Source organism: Streptomyces bugieae, assembly GCF_036352915.1.
GTDB lineage: Bacteria > Actinomycetota > Actinomycetes > Streptomycetales > Streptomycetaceae > Streptomyces > Streptomyces endophytica.
Window position 1 is genome coordinate 777,618 of the sequence record NZ_JAZBJP010000001.1, and the last position, 16,431, is coordinate 794,048.

At 71.6% G+C, this 16,431-nt stretch carries 11 protein-coding genes; 2 read left to right on the forward strand and 9 right to left on the reverse strand.

Annotated elements, in window-relative coordinates:
- Nucleotides 1-144 precede the first annotated feature (144 nt).
- The 6 genes from V2J85_RS03680 to V2J85_RS03705 form a co-directional block, all read right to left on the reverse strand.
- Complete coding sequence (locus tag V2J85_RS03680) at nucleotides 145-945, reverse strand: class I SAM-dependent methyltransferase (protein ID WP_330820602.1); 801 nt, start codon at nucleotides 943-945, stop codon at nucleotides 145-147.
- A complete protein-coding gene (locus tag V2J85_RS03685) occupies nucleotides 942-2,210 on the reverse strand; it encodes an MFS transporter (protein ID WP_330820603.1) in 1,269 nt (422 codons plus the stop codon). The genes V2J85_RS03680 and V2J85_RS03685 overlap by 4 nt, the downstream gene beginning before the upstream one ends.
- Before the next feature lie 9 nt (nucleotides 2,211-2,219).
- Entirely contained in the window at nucleotides 2,220-6,698 is a 4,479-nt protein-coding gene (locus V2J85_RS03690; protein WP_330820604.1) for an aminotransferase class I/II-fold pyridoxal phosphate-dependent enzyme, read from the reverse strand.
- Nucleotides 6,699-6,850: 152 nt separating this feature from the next.
- Nucleotides 6,851-7,306: a phosphotriesterase family protein gene (locus V2J85_RS41600; RefSeq protein WP_330820605.1), complete on the reverse strand. Its 456-nt coding sequence runs from the start codon at nucleotides 7,304-7,306 to the stop codon at nucleotides 6,851-6,853.
- The gene (locus V2J85_RS03700; protein WP_261953115.1) at nucleotides 7,303-8,826 is read right to left on the reverse strand and encodes a long-chain-fatty-acid--CoA ligase; all 1,524 of its coding nucleotides are present in this window, start codon (nucleotides 8,824-8,826) and stop codon (nucleotides 7,303-7,305) included. Before V2J85_RS03700 ends, V2J85_RS41600 begins: the two co-directional genes overlap by 4 nt.
- A 144-nt stretch (nucleotides 8,827-8,970) precedes the next feature.
- Nucleotides 8,971-10,653, reverse strand: a complete 1,683-nt coding sequence (locus V2J85_RS03705) for an alkaline phosphatase family protein (RefSeq protein ID WP_261953114.1) — start codon at nucleotides 10,651-10,653, stop codon at nucleotides 8,971-8,973.
- A 289-nt stretch (nucleotides 10,654-10,942) separates the two neighbouring features.
- Between V2J85_RS03705 and V2J85_RS03710 the strand changes: the two genes are divergently transcribed.
- Nucleotides 10,943-12,019: a S1 family peptidase gene (locus V2J85_RS03710; protein WP_419836732.1), complete on the forward strand. Its 1,077-nt coding sequence runs from the start codon at nucleotides 10,943-10,945 to the stop codon at nucleotides 12,017-12,019.
- 69 nt (nucleotides 12,020-12,088) lie between these two features.
- Here the strand turns inward: V2J85_RS03710 and V2J85_RS03715 are convergent, their stop codons facing one another.
- Entirely contained in the window at nucleotides 12,089-14,170 is a 2,082-nt protein-coding gene (locus V2J85_RS03715) for a catalase (protein WP_261953112.1), read from the reverse strand.
- A 1-nt stretch (nucleotide 14,171) separates the two neighbouring features.
- Nucleotides 14,172-14,720: a type 1 glutamine amidotransferase domain-containing protein gene (locus V2J85_RS03720; protein ID WP_330820607.1), complete on the reverse strand. Its 549-nt coding sequence runs from the start codon at nucleotides 14,718-14,720 to the stop codon at nucleotides 14,172-14,174.
- A gap of 468 nt (nucleotides 14,721-15,188) precedes the next feature.
- Here V2J85_RS03720 and V2J85_RS03725 point away from each other — a divergent pair, with 468 nt between their 5' ends.
- Complete coding sequence (locus V2J85_RS03725) at nucleotides 15,189-16,160, forward strand: SDR family NAD(P)-dependent oxidoreductase (RefSeq protein ID WP_261953110.1); 972 nt, start codon at nucleotides 15,189-15,191, stop codon at nucleotides 16,158-16,160.
- A 28-nt stretch (nucleotides 16,161-16,188) separates the two neighbouring features.
- Here the strand turns inward: V2J85_RS03725 and V2J85_RS03730 are convergent, their stop codons facing one another.
- Entirely contained in the window at nucleotides 16,189-16,410 is a 222-nt protein-coding gene (locus V2J85_RS03730; RefSeq protein ID WP_261953109.1) for a hypothetical protein, read from the reverse strand.
- Nucleotides 16,411-16,431 lie beyond the last annotated feature (21 nt).

Genomic DNA, 16,431 nt, shown 5'->3' on the forward strand with positions numbered 1-16,431 from the left:
TGGCCTCTTCCGCCGCGTCGAAGGTGAACGGGTGGCGCTGCGGGTCGAGTTCGTCCCAGGTCAGCGGGCGCGGCGGGGAGGACGGCGCGGGCGGCTCGGCGGACGTGGCGGGCTCCCAGGGCGGAGATCGGGACAGTTGACCGATTATGCCCGGTCGTCCCGCAGGGCCGCCTCCGCTTTTCCGCCCGGTCCGAGGGTGCGGGCGCGGAGCAGCACCATGCCGGTGTCGCCGTAGTCGGGGCGGGTCGGGTCGGGGCCCACATGGGTGAGGACCAGATCGTCGGTGTACGGGCCGAAGACCTCGCGGAGGACGGTGGCGTCGACCGGGCAGCCGGGCCATGCGGGGGCGGTGCCGATGCGGTAGGTCGGCATGTTCTCCATGAAGGAGGCGACGAGGAGGCCGCCCGGGCGCACCGTGGCGATGTAGATGCGGCAGAGCTGCGCGAATTCCTCGAAGTCCTCGGTGATGCTCTCGGCCACGAAGTTCATCGACGCCAGCTCGTAGGTGCCGGCCGGCAGGGTCCGGACGTCGTCGTGCAGCACGTGGACGCGGGCCAGGGCCTGGGTGGCGGTCGGGGGCAGTGCGGGGTCCAGCTCGCGGCAGAAGGCGTAGAACGCCTGCCAGCTCTCGTCGGGGCCGTGGCTGAGCTGGCCGGTCAGGTAGGCGACGTTGGCCGCGCTCCGCTCGACCGCGTCCACCCGCCGGCTGGCGGCGCCGGCCAGCATCAGCGGGTAGAGGTTGGGGCCCGCGCCGAATTCCAGCGACCGGGCGATGCTGCCGGGCGCGAACCGGCGGTAGAAGGCGGAGTGGTGCCGGATGACGGCGGCGTCGCAGGGGTGGATCTCGCGGTAGTTCTCCGCGAGGTAGTCCAGAACCGGCCAGTGGTCCCAGTCGGCGTCGTCGTTGCGGACCGGACCCGGCGGGCGCTCGGCGGGCTCTTTCATGTGCCCTCTTTCGCGGTGCGGGGCGCACTGCCCCGGTCCACCGAGCGTACGCCCGGCACGTAGAGGAAGACCAAGGTGACGACGGCCCCGAGGACGCCGGCGCCGATGAGGGTCGCCCGGACGCCGGCGGCGGCCGCGACCGGCGCGGCCAGGGCGTAGGACAGCGGCAGCAGGGAGATCGACACGAACCATTCGACGCTGGAGACCCGGCCGAGCAGGGCACCCGGTACGAGCCGCTGCTTCGCGGTGGCCCAGGCGACCAGGCCGGCGGTCTCGAAGCCGTTGACGGCGGCGCAGGCGATCGCCAGCTGCCAGGAGTGGGTGGCCAGGCCGTACCCGGCGACGGCGAGCGTGGCCAGCGTCCAGGAGACGTACACGAAGGTGATGAACCTGCTCGGCACCCCGGTCTGGCCGACGGCCAGGGCGACCAGCACGGACGCCAGCCCGCCGGAGGTGAGCACCACGCCCAGGTCCGCGGCGGAACCGTGCAGTCCGTTCTTGATCAGGTAGGGCAGCAGCACCTCGGCCGGGCCGAGGAAGAGCAGGTAGGCGAAGGTGGCGGAGACGAAGGTGGCCCAGAGCCAGCTGTTGGCGCGGACGTACGCCAGACCGCTGAGCAGGTCGGCCCAGAGCGATCCCCGGTCGCCGGCCGGTGGCGGCTTGGGGCGGATGCACAGCAGGCAGCCGACGGACACGGCGAAGGTGAGCGCGTCGAACGCGAACGCCCCGCCGGTGCCGATGGCGGCGACCAGGATGCCGCCCAGCGCGGTGCCGCCGATCTGGACGGCGGCCGGGCGGACGAACTGGTCGAGGGCGTTGGCCTGGACGAGTTCGGACTTCAGGACGAGGGTCGGCACGACGGCGTCGTAGGCCGGGGGGAAGAATCCGGCGGCGCCGCCGTACACCATGACCACGACGATCAGCTGCCACAGCTCCAGGGCGTCGCCGAGGGCCAGGGCGGCCAGCGTGAGCAGGCAGAAGAAGCGGACGAGGTCGCTGATCAGCATGGTGCGCCGGCGGTCGAAGCGGTCGCTGACCACTCCGCCGAGCAGCACCAGGGCGACCTGCGGCACGGCCCGTGCGACGCCGACCGCGGACATCGCGCCGGGTGAGCCGGACAGCGTGTAGACCTGCCAGGCCAGGGCGACGAGCAGCACCCCGTCGCCCACCAGCGAGATGCTCATCCCGATCCACAGGACCCGGAAGTCGCGGTGGGCGAGCGGGGTGAGCAGCCGTACCCGGCGGGCCCGGCCCGCATCCTCCATGACGCGCATTCAGGTCCTCTGCCGGAGTTCGAACCGCTCGGCCAGGGCGGAGATCGTCTCGTTGAGCCGGCCGATGTCCTCGTCGGTGTTCGCGGCGGTGACCTGGATGCGGATGCCCACCCGGTCGCGCGGGACGAGGGGGTACGCCGCCAGCGTCACGTAGATGCCGCGGTCCCACATGAACAGGCCGACGTCGTCCAGGTCGGAGTCGTGGGCGAGCGGGAGCTCGATGATGGGCAGTCCGCTTTCGTTGGGGGTCTCGATGCCCAGCAGGTAGAGGTGGTCCAGGACCCGGGCGGTCTTGCGGTGCAGGGCGGCCCGGACGGTGTCCCCGCGCCGGTCGTTGACGTCGAGACCGGCGAGCGCGGTGGCCAGCGACGCCGTGGGGGACGGCCCGGAGTACAGGTACGGCGCGGCGGCGACCTTGAGGTGGTTCTTCATCCAGGTCGGCAGGGCCAGGAACGCCAGCAGCGAGGAGTACGCCTTGGAGAAGCCGCCGACCAGGACGATGCCGTCGTAGGTCTCGCCGAGGTGCCGCACGATGCAGTTGCCGCGGCTGCCGTACGGGGAGGTCTCGTCGGTGCCGCGCTCGCCGATGACGCCGAATCCGTGCGCGTCGTCGATGTAGAGCAGGGCGTCCCGTTGCCGGCAGATGCCCGCGAGGAGGGGCAGGTCGGGGAGGTTCCCGGTCATGCTGTCGACGCCGTCCAGGCACACCAGGCGGGAGGCTCCGGGCGGCGCCGACCGCAGCAGGACCTCCAGTTCGTCCGGCCGGTCGGCGTGGAAGCGCTGCACGGTGGCGCCCTGCCCCCGGGCCACCAGGCATCCGTCGTAGACCGTGCGGTGGGCCCGGGCCTCGACGAAGATGTTTCCCTCGCCGCCGAGTACCGGTATCACGGACGCGTGGATGAGGGTGATGGTCGGGAGCAGCAGGCTGTCCTGGGCGTGGAGCAGTGCGGTGAGCCGGTCCTCGATGTCGGGGTAGAGCCGGGGGTTGCCGATCAGCCGTGACCAGCTGGGGTGGGTGCCCCAGCGCCGTACCTGCGGTTCGATGGCGGCCATGATCTCGGGGTCGAGGTCGAAGCCCAGGTAGTTGCAGGAGGCGAAGTCGATGAGCCAGTGGTCGCCGCTGCGCAGGTGCCGGCCGTCCACCTCGTCGATGACCGCGTCGCACATGGGGTTGGTCTGCCGCAGGCGTTCGAGCTCGCCCCACCGCGGATCGCGCCGTGCTCCGCCGGTTGTCCTCAGTGCCTTGTGCACGTGATCCTCCTCCGCCCCGGACCGGCGGGTACCGGTGCGCTGTGGGTCTGAGGGTGCGGTGGTCCGGCGGGATACCGGGCTGGTCGCCGCGCTGCCGGCCAGGGCCGGGGCCCGGCGCTCGGCCGTGCTCCGCAGCAGCTGTTCCGCCTGGTCCACCGTCATCGGGCGGGCGTACAGATAGCCCTGTCCGAACCGGCACCCCATGGCCAGGAGCCGGTCCCGTTGCACGTCCTCTTCGATGCCTTCGGCGATGACCTGCAGACCGAGGGTGTCGGCGATGCGCACAATACCCTCGACCAGGGCGACTTGCTGGGTGTCGACACCTATGTCGTCGATGAATGATTTGTCGACCTTCAGCAGGTCGATGGGGAATTCCCGGAGATAGCTGAGCGACGAGAAGCCGGTGCCGAAGTCGTCGATCGCCATGCGCACGCCGAGGTCCTTGAGCGCCCTCATCACCGCGCGGATCTGCTCGTCGGTATGCATCAGGACGGTCTCGGTCAGCTCCAGCACGAGGGAGCCGTGGGCCACGCCGGTGGCGCCGAGGACGGCACGGACCTCGTCGAGGAAGCCGGGGTCGCGGAACTGCCGGGCGGAGACGTTCACATTGATGTGCAGCGGGTCCGGCCGGGGCACCTCCCGCTGCCAGCGGGCGAGGTTGGCGGTGGCCTGCTGGAGCACCCAGGCGCCGAGCGGCATGATGTGCCCGGTCTCCTCGGCGAGCGCGATGAACTGATGGGGCGTCACCGAGCCGCGGCGGGCGTGCGGCCAGCGGGCCAGCGCCTCGAAGCCGGCGAGCGCGCCGGTCGCGATCTCCACGATGGGCTGGTAGCGGACGTCGAACGCCTCGGCGTCCAGTGCGCCCTCCAGCCGGGCCCGGAGTTCGTGCCGTTCGAGCATGCCGGTGTGCAGCCCCGCCTGGTAGCGGCGCCACTGCCGCTTGCCGGCCGTCTTCGCGGCGTACAGGGCCAGGTCGGCGTGGCCGAGCAGTTCCTCGGCGTCGGCGCTGTCCCGGGCGGTGGCGATGCCCACGCTGGCGGAGGTGCTGACCATCTGCTCGGAGAGCCGGAAGGGCTGGTTGAGGTTCTGTACGACCTGTTCGCCGAGTGCCTCGGCGTCGGCGGGCTCGCGCACGCCTTCCATGAGGACCCCGAACTCGTCGCCGCCCAGGCGCGCGGCGGTGTCGCTGGCCCGCATCGTGCCGGTCAGCCGTCGTGCCACCGCGATCAGCAGTTCGTCGCCGATGGAGTGGCCGCTGGTGTCGTTGACGACCTTGAAGTCGTCGAGGTCGATGAAGAGGACGCAGGGGACGGTGCCGTCGCGGCGGCCGCGCAGCAGGGCGTGCTCGATCCGCTCCAGGAGGAGCAGCCGGTTGGGCAGGCCGGTGAGCGCGTCGTGGAAGGCGCGGTGGGTGAGTTCGCGTTCGAGTTTGCGCTGCTCGGTCACGTCCCGGAGGGTCAGGACCAGGCCGTGGACGGTCTGGTCGTGCCGCAGGTTGCTGCACCGGGCCTCGACGTCGATGCGGGCGCCGTCGCGGTGCAGGACCTGCCAGTCGTCGCGGCTGTCCTGGCAGTCGCCGTCGCGCATCCGGCCCAGGGCGCGCAGAGCGCGTTCGCCGTCCGGTTCGCTCATCAGCTCGGCGAGGCGCACTCCGTTGAGCGGGGTGCGGCCGAACATGCCCTCCGCGGAGGGGCTGGCGTAGCGGATGGTGTTGTCGTCGTCGAGAATGAGGATGACGTCCGAGGTGTTGTGCACCAGGGTGCGGAAGTACGCCTCGCTGTTGCGCCGGTTGATCTCCTGACCGAGCGCGACGCGTTCCATCGCCAGGGCCGCCTGCGCGGCGAGGGTCTCGAAGGAGCCCCACCGCTCGGCCAGGCTCTTCTCGGTGCCGGCGACGATCAGGGCGCCGATCAGGGAGTTGCCGGCGGGACCGTTGCTGACGGCCAGTGGGCACAGCAGTGCGCTGGGCAGCGGGGCGAGTTCCGCGACGGCCTGGTCGCCGAGGTCGGTGACGCGCACGATCTGCGTCTCGCGGGCGAGGAACCGGGGGCGCCAGGCGTCGGCCGGCTCGTCCTGCCAGTCGACGGTCCAGGTGTGCGGCTGGGCGGTGGTGGGCACGGAGTGCAGCCGGGTCTCGCCGGGGGCGAGGGTCAGCAGGGCGACCTCGTGGCTCACTCCGGAGCCGAAGAGCGGTCCGGCCGCTCGGCGGATCGAGTGGGCGATCTCCTCGACGCCGGACGTGGACACCAGCGCGGCGGCCGCCACCCGCAGGCCGCGTTCGCGGGTCACGGCCCTCAGGTGCACCACGACCAGTCCCGACAGCCGGGCGAACACGAGCAGGAAGAGCACGGCCGAGAACACCGCGATCACGGGCACCTGCTGCAGCTGGCCGCGGACGGCCTCCTGGATGAGCAGCACGGGCGCGATGAGCGAGGCCAGCGCGAGCACGGCGAGCCGCCGGGGGTGGATGCCGGCCTGCCGGACGGGGGTGCGCTCGGTCAGTTCCACCATGGACGGGTGCAGTGCGGCCAGGCCCCAGGCGGTGAAGAAGACCACCCAGCCCAGGTCCATCGGCGTGCCGACCTGCCAGGCCCCTTTGAGCTGGAGGAGCCCGTAGAGCACATCGGAGAAGAGAATGCCGAAGGTGCCGAGGGTGAGGAACTGGACGGCGCGGGTCCGTACCGAGCCCGGGGTCAGCAGCCGGGCGAGCATCGCCAGCATCAGCACGTCGCCGAGCGGATAGGCGATGGAGATGGAGCGCTGCACCCACGTCATGTCGGCGGCCGTGGTGTACGGGTTGATCAGGTAGTCCCAGGAGAGCAGGGCCAGGCCGGACGTGAGGATCATCGCGTCCAGCAGGCTCGCCACGTCGCGGCCGGTCCGGCGGTAGCGGATGAAGCCCAGCAGTCCGGCGGCGAACAGCGGGTAGGTCGCCAGGTAGAAGACGTCGGCGAGGGAGGGGAACGGGTTCTCCTGGTGCAGGAAGCTGTTGAGCACGTTGTACGTGGTGTCGCCGGCCATGAAGGCCAGGTTCGCGGCGGCGAGCAGCAGCCAGGGCCAGGCGTGGGCCGGCCGGTGCATGCGGATGCCGGCGATGATGGCCCATACGTTGCCGAGGACGATGGCGGCCCAGGTGTACGTGTGGGCGGCGGGCACCGTCAGATAGACCACCGTGGGCGGGATCACGAGGATGACGTACGCGGCCATCAGGCGGTGTATGCGGCTCAAAGCGAACCGCCTCCTCCCGTGACCGGACGGACGCCAACCGCCCTGCGACGTCAACCTGGACGCTTTTTGATACTATGTCCGCTTTTCTGTATATGCATGACGGCACGGGTCATTGGCATATGCCAAAGACATAAACAGAGAGACACGGGTCGTCAGCCGACGGTCAGGCTCCAGCGCCCTCGAACAGCCGCCGCGGATTGCCGACGAGCATGGTGGTGATCTGCTCCTCCGTCACCCCGCGGGCCCGGACGTACGGCAGGACCTCCTCGCCGAGGTGCAGGTAGGGCCACTGCTCCGAGGCTCTCCGCGTATCCGCGGCGGCACATCTCGATCAGGGTGCGGTCGGCGCTCCTCTCGGCGATGCGCCGTACCCGGGGGATGTAGCGGCCGAGACCGACCACGGTCGGGTCGACGAGGGTGCGGACGCCCTGGGCGGCCAGCGCGCGCAGCTTGTCGACCGCGTCGGCCACCCGCTCCTCCTCGCTCCCCCACTCCTTGGGGTAGTTGGCATGTACGTCGGCGGTGAGGGTGAAGAGGTGCTCATGGACGTACGTGCGTCCCAGCTCCGCGCTGTCGACCGGGCCGAGCGCGGCGTTCACCCGCGTCATCGGGCGCGCAGCTCCTTCTTGAGGATCTTGCCGGTGGGCCCCTTGGGCAGCGCGTCGACGATCCGGATCTCCCGGGGGTATTTGTACGCGGCAAGCTGTTGCCGGCAGTGGGCGGTGAGTTCCTCGGGGGTGGTGTGCGCACCGCGGCACAGCGCGACGACGGCGACGACCTCCTCGCCGAGCCGGTCGTCGGCACGGCCGATGACCGCGGCCTCGGCGACGGCCGGGTGGGCGTACAGGACCTCCTCGACCTCGCGCGGGTACACGTTGTAGCCGCCGCGGATGATCAGGTCCTTCTTGCGGTCGACGACGAAGAAGTAGCCGTCGTCGTCCCGGTAGCCGAGGTCCCCGGTGTGCAGCCAGCCGCCGCGCAGCGCCTCGGCGGTCTCCTCGGGGCGGCGGAAGTAGCCCTTCATGACGTTGTGGCCGCGGATCAGGATCTCGCCCACGTGGTCGGGGCCGGGAGGCAGCGCGGCGCCGGTGTCGTCGGCGATCCGCACCTCCACGCCCCAGATGGGCTTGCCGATGGAGAGCACCTTGCGCTGCTCGGGGCTGATGTTGAAGGTGGCGGTACTGGCCGTCTCGGACAGGCCGTAGCCCTCCAGGACCGCCACGCCGGGGAACTTCTCCTCGAAGGCCCGGATGGTCTCGCCCGGAATCGCCGCGCCGCCGGAGACCCCGACGCGCAGCGCGCTCAGATCCCGGTGCGCGGTGTCGGCCTGGAGGAGGGCCGCGTACATGGTGGGGACGCCGGCGAAGATCGTGCAGCGGTGCCGTTCGAGCGCGTCGAGGACCGCACCGGTCTCGAACCGCGGGACCAGGGCCAGCGTGCCGCCGTGCCGCACGGCCAGGTTGAGGACGCTGGAGAGGCCGAAGACGTGGAAGAGCGGCAGCACCGCGAGGCCGATGTCGTCGGGGCGGTAGCCGAACACCTCGCCGGTGACGGTGCAGTTCATGTAGAGCTGGAAGTGGGTGAGTTCGGCGCCCTTGGGGCGGCCGGTGGTGCCGCTGGTGTAGAGCAGGACGGCGGTGTCGTCGGCGCCGGCCGGCTCGATCTCGCCGGTGTCGTCGGCGGTGGTGAGCTCGTCGTAGGGCCGGGTGCCGGCGATCCGCCGCGTGCTGCCGGGCCGCGGGACGACGTACGCCGGTACGCCGCCGGCGAGTTCGGCGCCCTTGACCGCACCGTCGGCGAACTCCTCGTGGGTGAGGAGCAGCCGGGCCCCCGAGTCGGTGAGGTGGTAGGCGATCTCGGGGGCCGTGAGCAGGGGGTTGAGCGGGACCATGACCAGACCGGCCTTGAGGATGCCGAAGTAGGCGAACAGGAACTCCGGCACGTTGGGCAGGTGGACGGCGACCGCGTCACCGCGTTCCAGGCCCAGCGCGCGCAGGACCGCGGCGATCCGGCCGGAGGTCTCGTCGGCCCCGGCGTAGCTGACGGTCCGGGCCCCGAGGTGGCACAGGGGTTTGTCCGGGTGGTTCCGGCGGGATTCACGAAGAGCGGTGGCGAGGTTGAAGCTCATCCGGGCTCCTGGCGGGGTGCGGCTCGACTCCACGTGGTGTGCGTCGATGCGTGCCGAGCATAGGCAGCGGCTGAGCGATGCTCAACAGGGCGAATCCGGTGGATTTCGAAGGGGGTTGAGGGTCGCTCCGGAGCCGGGCCCGGGTCACTTCTTCCCCTTGTGCGCGGAGCCGGACCGGGGTCCGTAGGCGGTCAGGAAGCGGTCGCGGAAGGTGTCCATCCGCCAGACCGGCGTCTTGGGTCCGGGCCGGAGGCCGGGCTGCCAGCCCCAGTCGGAGATCCGGCGCAGCACGGCCGGGTCATGGGCGACGATCGCCACCGGTACGTCCCGGCCGGCGTGCTCACCGGTGACGGTGGGGACCGGCTGGTGGTCGCCGAGGAAGACCAGCACGGTGTTCTTCCGGCCGTACTTCTCGACGTACGAGAGCAGGCTGTGCAGCGAGTACTGGATGGCCCGGCCGTACTCGGTGCGGACCCGGGCGGCGTCCTGCCACACGTCCTTGGGGTCCTTGCCGGCCGCCTCGACGGCACGGTAGACCGAGCCGTCGCCGACCCGGCCCCAGCCGAGCATCTTGGGCAGCGGGGCCCACGGGTTGTGGCTGGAGGTCAGGATGATCTCCGACATCAGCGGCTTGCCGCCCCGCTTGCCGTGCTGCAGCCGCTCGAACGCGGACAGGCTGTACTGGTCCGGCATCCGCGACCAGCTGAACTTCGGGCCGTGGTAGCCGAGCGTGCGGGAGTCGTAGACGGTGTCGAGGCCGTAGAAGCGGGCCTCCGGCCAGGACCGGCTGACGCCCGGCATGATGCCGACCGTCCGCCAGGCGCCGGTCCGCCGGAAGGCGCGGGTCAGGCTCATCCGGTCGCTGGAGGTGACGGTGCGGTAGCGCTGCTGGTTGTTGATCCACAGGCCGGACAGGAAGGTGGAGTGCGCCAGCCAGCTGCCGCCGCCCGCCGTCGAGGAGGTGAGCCAGCCGCTCCGGGCGGTGAAGCCGGCCCGCCGCAACTGCTCGGTCCCGTCCGCGAGCACCTTGTCGACGCCGGGGCCTATCCCCGGGTCGTCTATCGCGCTGCGGCCGTAGCTCTCGATGAAGGTGAAGATGACGTCCTTGCCGCGCAGGCCGTTCAGCAGTTGGTCGGGCGGCGTGCTGCCGAAGGGGTCGGTGGCCGCTTCCGCGGCGAAGACCCGCTCGTCCGCCAGGCTCGTCCGCACCTGCTGGGCGCGGTCGTCGAGGTGTTCGGCGGTGGTGCGGGAGGCGAGCGGCGCCCCGGCGAGCTGGAGGCCGAGCGCGGCGCTGACGAGCCAGGCGGTACCGAGGACGAGGGTGCCGCGGGTGGCCAGGGAGCTGTGCCGGGCCAGGACGTGGCTCAGCCGGAGCACGGCCAGCGCCATCAGCACGGGCAGGGCGAGCGCGACGAGCACGGCCCCGACGACCGCGGCGATCGCACCGGTCCGGCCCGCCGAGTCGTCGAGGAACGACGCGGCGTCGCCGAACAGCCCCCAGTCCAGCACCGGGTCGAACGGCCTGACCAGCACCGCGCGGAAGCCCATGTTGAGGAGGTCGAGCAGGGTCATCAGGCCCAGGCCCGCCCCGGCGAGCACCGCGACGACCCGCCGCGGCCGCGGCGGCAGCAGGAGCAGCAGCGCGGCACCGGCGATGCCCTCCACCGGTATCCGGACGAACGCGCCGGGCGTCAGGCGGAGCAGGTCGTCGGGCAGGACGAGCGCGCCGAACACGAGCACGGCGGCGAGGGCGGACGTGACGGCCCGCCGCCGGCGCCGGTTCGTCCCCTTGGCCAGGAGCTGACGCAGCTGCGTGATGAACGGCACCCGAAGGTCCTTCCGTACGAGGCGGACTGAAGTGGCGACGGATCCGGCCGCTCGGGGGCCGGGCCGTCGTTGTCCGTCTGTACGGCCCGGCGGCGCGGTCCGTTCACCCGGCCGTACAGGTGATTCCTGGAGAAGTGTGGGCGGCCGGGGGTGGTGCACGGGCAGGGAGAGTAGACACCCCGCGCCGCCTCGCCCGGCCCTTCGGCCCCGCCCGTGGCGCCAGTAGCCCTTGAGGTGTGCGCACGGCAAAGACCCGCTGCTGGCCCGCTATCCAGCGAGAGGTTTTGTGTTGAAGCATCCGCGCGTACCCACGCCTGGTTCCGTCCTCGCCGGCGTCGGTGTGGTGACCCTGGCCATCGCTCCGCAGCTCGCCCTGCAGAGCGCCCAGGCGCACACCGCCCGGGCCCCCGGCCCCCCGTCGGCCATCGCCGCCGCCGAGCGTGCGGTGGTCATCGGCTCCTCGCTCGGTGCGGCCGGGGCGGGTTCCTACTACGACCCCGACAACCACAAGCTGGTGGTGAACGTGACCACCGAGGAGGCGGCCGGCAAGGCCCGGGAGGCCGGTGCCGAGGCGAGGATCGTCAAGCACTCCCTCGCGTCGCTGGACGCGGCCCGGGCGACCCTCAAGGAGCACGCCTCGATCCCCGGGACGTCCTGGGCCATGGACCCGAAGATCAACAAGGTGGTCGTCACCGCCGACCGCACCGTCCGGGGGGACGATCTGGAGCGGCTCAAGGCGGTCGCCGGCTCACTCGGGGACCGGGTGGTCGTCCAGCTGTCGCCGGACACCCTGGAGCCGCTGATCGCCGGCGGGGACGCCATCTGGGGCACCGAAGCACGCTGTTCACTCGGCTTCAACGTCACCAAGGGCGGGCAGCCGTACTTCCTGACGGCCGGCCACTGCACGCACGCGGTGCCGAGCTGGTCCGTCGCCCAGGAGGGCCCCCCGATCGCGATGTCGGAGGCGGGGAGCTTCCCCGGTGACGATTTCGGGATCGCGCGGTACACCGCAGCGGACATGGCGCACCCGAGCGAGGTGGACCTCTTCGGCGGAGCGCAGCACATCGTCCGGGCCGCCGACCCGATCGTGGGCCAGAAGGTGCGGCGCAGCGGCAGCACGAGCCATGTGCACGACGGGGAGGTCACCGCGCTCAATGTGACGGCCAACTACCAGGAGGGGGTCGTCGAGGGACTGATCCAGACCTCGGTCTGCGCGGAAGCCGGCGACAGCGGCGGTCCGCTCTTCGAGGGGGACAGCGCGCTCGGCCTGACCTCCGGCGGCCGCGGCACCTGCGCCGCGGGTGGGGTGAGCCTCTACCAGCCGGTGACCGAGGCCCTGCAGAAGACCGGGGCGCGGATCGGCTGACGCGGCGTCGTCCCGGCGGCCGGGCGGCCGCCGGGACGAAGGTGCCGGGCCGGATCTCCGGGTGGCGGTTCAGATCCTCGCCGGCGGGCGGTTCCGGTGCCGGTGGGCGGCGGTGGCTTCCGCGAAGGCCCGGGCGAAGGCGTCACCGTTCACGGCGGCGGTCACCACGCCCTGGTCGCTCACCGGTTCCGCACCACCGGAGACGGTGCGCACCTGGTCGGGGAGCAGCTTCTTCAGCACCTCGATGCCGGAGCCGAGGGCGCCGATGGGCTTGCCGTGCCGGTAGGCGTCGAGCACGAAGCGGCGGGCGGCGGCGTCGGCCGCGGTGTCGCCGGCCCCGAGGCCGCCGTCGGGGAGCACCACGGCGTCGTAGAGCACGGAGGCCACGGTGGGCAGCGCCCGGTCCGCCGAGAGGCTGCCGGAGGCGCCGGAGACCTCACCGTCCTGGGGTGCCAGGGCCTCGACGAAGGCGCCCTCCTCCCCCAACGTCTGCTTCAGACCGCTGACTTGCTGTGCGTCCACGCCGTCCTTGACCAGGACCGCGATCTGCCGGCTGCGGATGGAGCCGTCGCCCTTGAGGTTCTCGAAGCTCAGCGCGGGGGACGGGGTGGGGCGCGGGGTGCCGGTGGACTCCGGGGCGGGGACGCCGATGCCCTCGGCGACCTTGACGGCCAGGGAGTGGTCGATGTGCGCCAGCTCGCCGATCGTGCGCTCGCGGACCTGCTTGGCGTTGACCTTGCCCAGTTCGAAGCGGAACGCGTCGATGATGTGCTGCTGTTCCCAGTCGGCCATGCTGTGCCAGAACAGCGCCGCCTGGGTGTAGTGGTCGGTGAAACTCGGGCTCCGCTTACGGATCTTCTGGCCGTCGACCCGCTCCGTCAGGTGCCGGAAGGCGGATTCGTCGGCGCCGGCGAGGGCCGGGCAGCCGCCGCCGAGGGAGTTCGGCGAGTAGCTGGTGCCCTGGTGGATCCGGCTCTGGTGGTAGCCGTCGCGCTGGTTGTTGCGTACCGCGGCGAGGGGCCGGTTGACCGGCAGCTGGGGGAAGTTGGGCCCGCCCAGCCGGATCAGCTGGGTGTCGAGGTACGAGAAGTTCCGGGCCTGGAGCAGCGGGTCGTTGGTGAAGTCGATGCCGGGCACGACGTTCGCGGTGTGGAAGGCGACCTGCTCGGTCTCCGCGAAGAAGTTGTCCGGGTTGCGGTTGAGCACCATCCGGCCGATGGGCCGCACCGGCACCAGCTCTTCGGGGATGATTTTGGTGGCGTCGAGGAGGTCGAAGTCGAAGGAGTGCTCGTCCTCCTCCGGTACGAGCTGGACGCCGAGTTCGTATTCCGGGTATTCCCCGGCCTCGATCATGTCCCAGAGGTCGCGGCGGTTGTAGTCCGGGTCGCGGCCCATCGTTTCCTGCGCCTCGTCCCACACGAGCGAGTGCACCCCGAGCTTGGGCTTCCAGTGGAACTTCACGAACGTGCCCTTGCCGGCCGCGGTCACGAAACGGAAGGTGTGCACGCCGAAGCCCTGCATCATCCGGTAACTGCGCGGAATGGCCCGGTCCGACATCAGCCACATCATCATGTGGAGGGTTTCGGGCTGGAGCGAGACGAAGTCCCAGAGGGTGTCGTGCGCGGAGGCCCCGGTGGGAATCTCGTTGTGCGGCTCCATCTTCACCGCGTGCACGAAATCCGGGAATTTGATGCCGTCCTGGATGAAGAAGACCGGCATGTTGTTGCCGACCAGGTCGTAATTGCCTTCCGAGGTGTAGAACTTGGTGGCGAAACCGCGGACGTCCCGCACGGTGTCCGCCGAACCGCGCGGGCCCTGGACCGTGGAGAACCGCACGAACACCGGTGTCTGCACGCCCGGGTCCTGCAGGAAGGCGGCCCGGGTGAACTCCGCGCAGGACTCGTACGGTTGGAAGTAGCCGTAGGCGCCGGCGCCGCGGGCGTGCACCACCCGCTCCGGGATCCGCTCGTGGTCGAAGCGGGTGAGTTTCTCCCGGAAGTGGAAGTCCTCCATCAGCGTCGGGCCGCGTTCCCCGGCCTGCAGCGAATCGTCGGTGTGGTCGACGGTCACGCCCTGGTCGGTGGTCAGCGGGCCGGCGGCAGGATCGTCCGCGAAATGCGCGCGGCGCTGCTCCTGTTTCTCGTCCGCCACCTCAGGCTGCCCTTCCGGCCTGGGCGAATTCGGTGACGAAGGTGGCACAGAAGGCCTTCAGGTCGGCCGGCTTCCGGCTGGTGATCAGCGTGTTGGGGCCGGCCGTACAGACCTTGACCTTTTCGTCCACCCAGGTGCCGCCGGCATTGCGGATGTCGGTCTGCAGACTGGGCCAGGACGTCAGCGTGCGTCCCCGCACGACATCGGCCTCGACCAGCGTCCAGGGTGCGTGGCAGATGGCCGCCACCGGCCGGCCCCGGTCGAAGAAGCTCTTCACGAAGGCGACCGCGTTCTTGTCCATCCGCAGCACATCGGGATTGGCGACGCCACCGGGCAGGATCAGGCCGCCGTAATCCGCAACGTCGGCCGCGTCCACCGTCCGGTCCACCGGAAAGGTGTCGGCCTTGTCCAGGTGGTTGTACGCCTGGATCCGGCCGGACTTGGTGGACACCAGATGCGGAATGTCACCCGAATCGATGACCGCCTGCCAGGGGCCGGTCAGTTCGACCTGCTCCACACCCTCGGGCGCTACCAGGAAAGCAATCTGCATGAGCCGTGGTTCCTTTCTGCTGCGGTGCTGAGGCCGCTGCCGTACGTGCAGTCGCGCTGGTCGTCGGCGCAAGGCGCGGGGCGGCGGACGCCGGGGTCGCGCGCAGGACGAATTCCCGGTGCGCCGGGCCGCTCATGCCGGATCCGCGGCGATTAAGCCGGATGCGTCCCGCGGTAACCGAACGGCTCGCGGCCACCGCACGGCCACTGTGCCCGGTCCCTGAGCCGGGTGCCCTGGGCGCGGCCGGTGAAACGGGGCGGCGCGGGCCAGCGGCCGCCGCCCGGCGCACATGCGCACCGCAACGCCTCCGGGTAGCGTCGGAGGGGCGACGCGCACGGGCCGCCCCGCGAGGTGGCCGGGTCCCGCCGCGTCCGCACGCACGCCACAGGAAGGGCTCTGCGGCGCCGCGGCGAAAGGCGCCGGGAGCCCGCGTCATCACGGGCAACGGGCTCGACGAAAGGGCTCCTCATGCGGGTGTTGCCGGCCGCTCCCTCGATCGAGGGGCTCACCGCCGTGGTCACCGGCGGCTCGCGCGGACTGGGTCTGCTCATGGCCCGTCAGCTGCTGCGCCGGGACTGCGACGTCGTGCTGCTGGCACGGGACGCGGCCGAGCTGGACCGGGCGGTCGCCAAGCTCGGCCGGCCGGGCGGCGGCGCGGTGCGCGGCGTGGTGTGCGACGTGCGCGACGGGCCCGCGGTCCAGCAGCGGTTGGCGGAGATCGCGCGGGACAACGGCCGGCTGGACATCGTCATCGCCAATGCCGGCATCATCCAGGTCGGCCCGGCCGAAGCCCTCGGCGTGGAAGGGTTCCGGGACGCCCTGGACTCCATCTTCCACGGCGCCCTCAACACCGCGTTCGCCGCCCTGCCGCACCTGCGGCGCAGTCCGGCGGGCGGCCGGCTGGCGCTCGTCGGGTCGGTGGGCGGCCTGCTGGCGGTGCCGCACCTGCTGCCGTACTCGTGCGCCAAGTCGGCGGTCGCCGCGCTGGCCGAGGGGCTGCACGCGGAGGAGGCCGCGTACGGGGTCACCGTCACCGGGGTGCATCCCGGGCTGATGCGGACCGGCTCGCATCTGCACGCGCGGTTCGGCGGCGATCGGCGCCGGGAGTACGCCTGGTTCCAGGCGCTGGCCGGCGCGCCCGTCCTGTCGATGAACGCCGAGCGGGCGGCGGAGCGCATCGTCTCCGCGGTGCAGCGGCGGCGGCCCCGGATCGTGCTCACCCCGGTGGCCAAACTGGGTGTGGTGGCGCACGGCGTGGCACCGGTGCTCACCACCCGGCTGGTGTCGGCGGTGGGCCGGGTGCTGCCCCGCGACGGCGGCCCCGGTACGGCGGAGGGCTACCGGGTCGAGGCGGAGGAGCAGCCGCCCGCCCGCCGGTTCCGCCGGGTGCTGGGTGTGCTCAACGAGCGGGCGGCCGGCCGCTTCAACCAGCGGGGCTGAAGGCCCACCCCGCAGTGGGGAGCCCCCGCTAGGTGTGCGGCTCGCCGTGGCCCTTGCCCTCGTGCGGCTTGAGCTTCTCCATGGCCTGCCTGGCCTTGCGCCGGGCCATCTCGGTGAGCTTCATGGGCCGGCTCCGGCCGGTCGACGACGGGGCCTCGCCGGGCTCGGGGGGCGGTTTCAGGGGGCCGGCCGCGGGCGGCGGGTTGCTCGGCTTGTCCTGGGGTTCCTCGGGGCTTCCGGCATGGTCCATCTCGGGCTCCCTTTCCTCTGC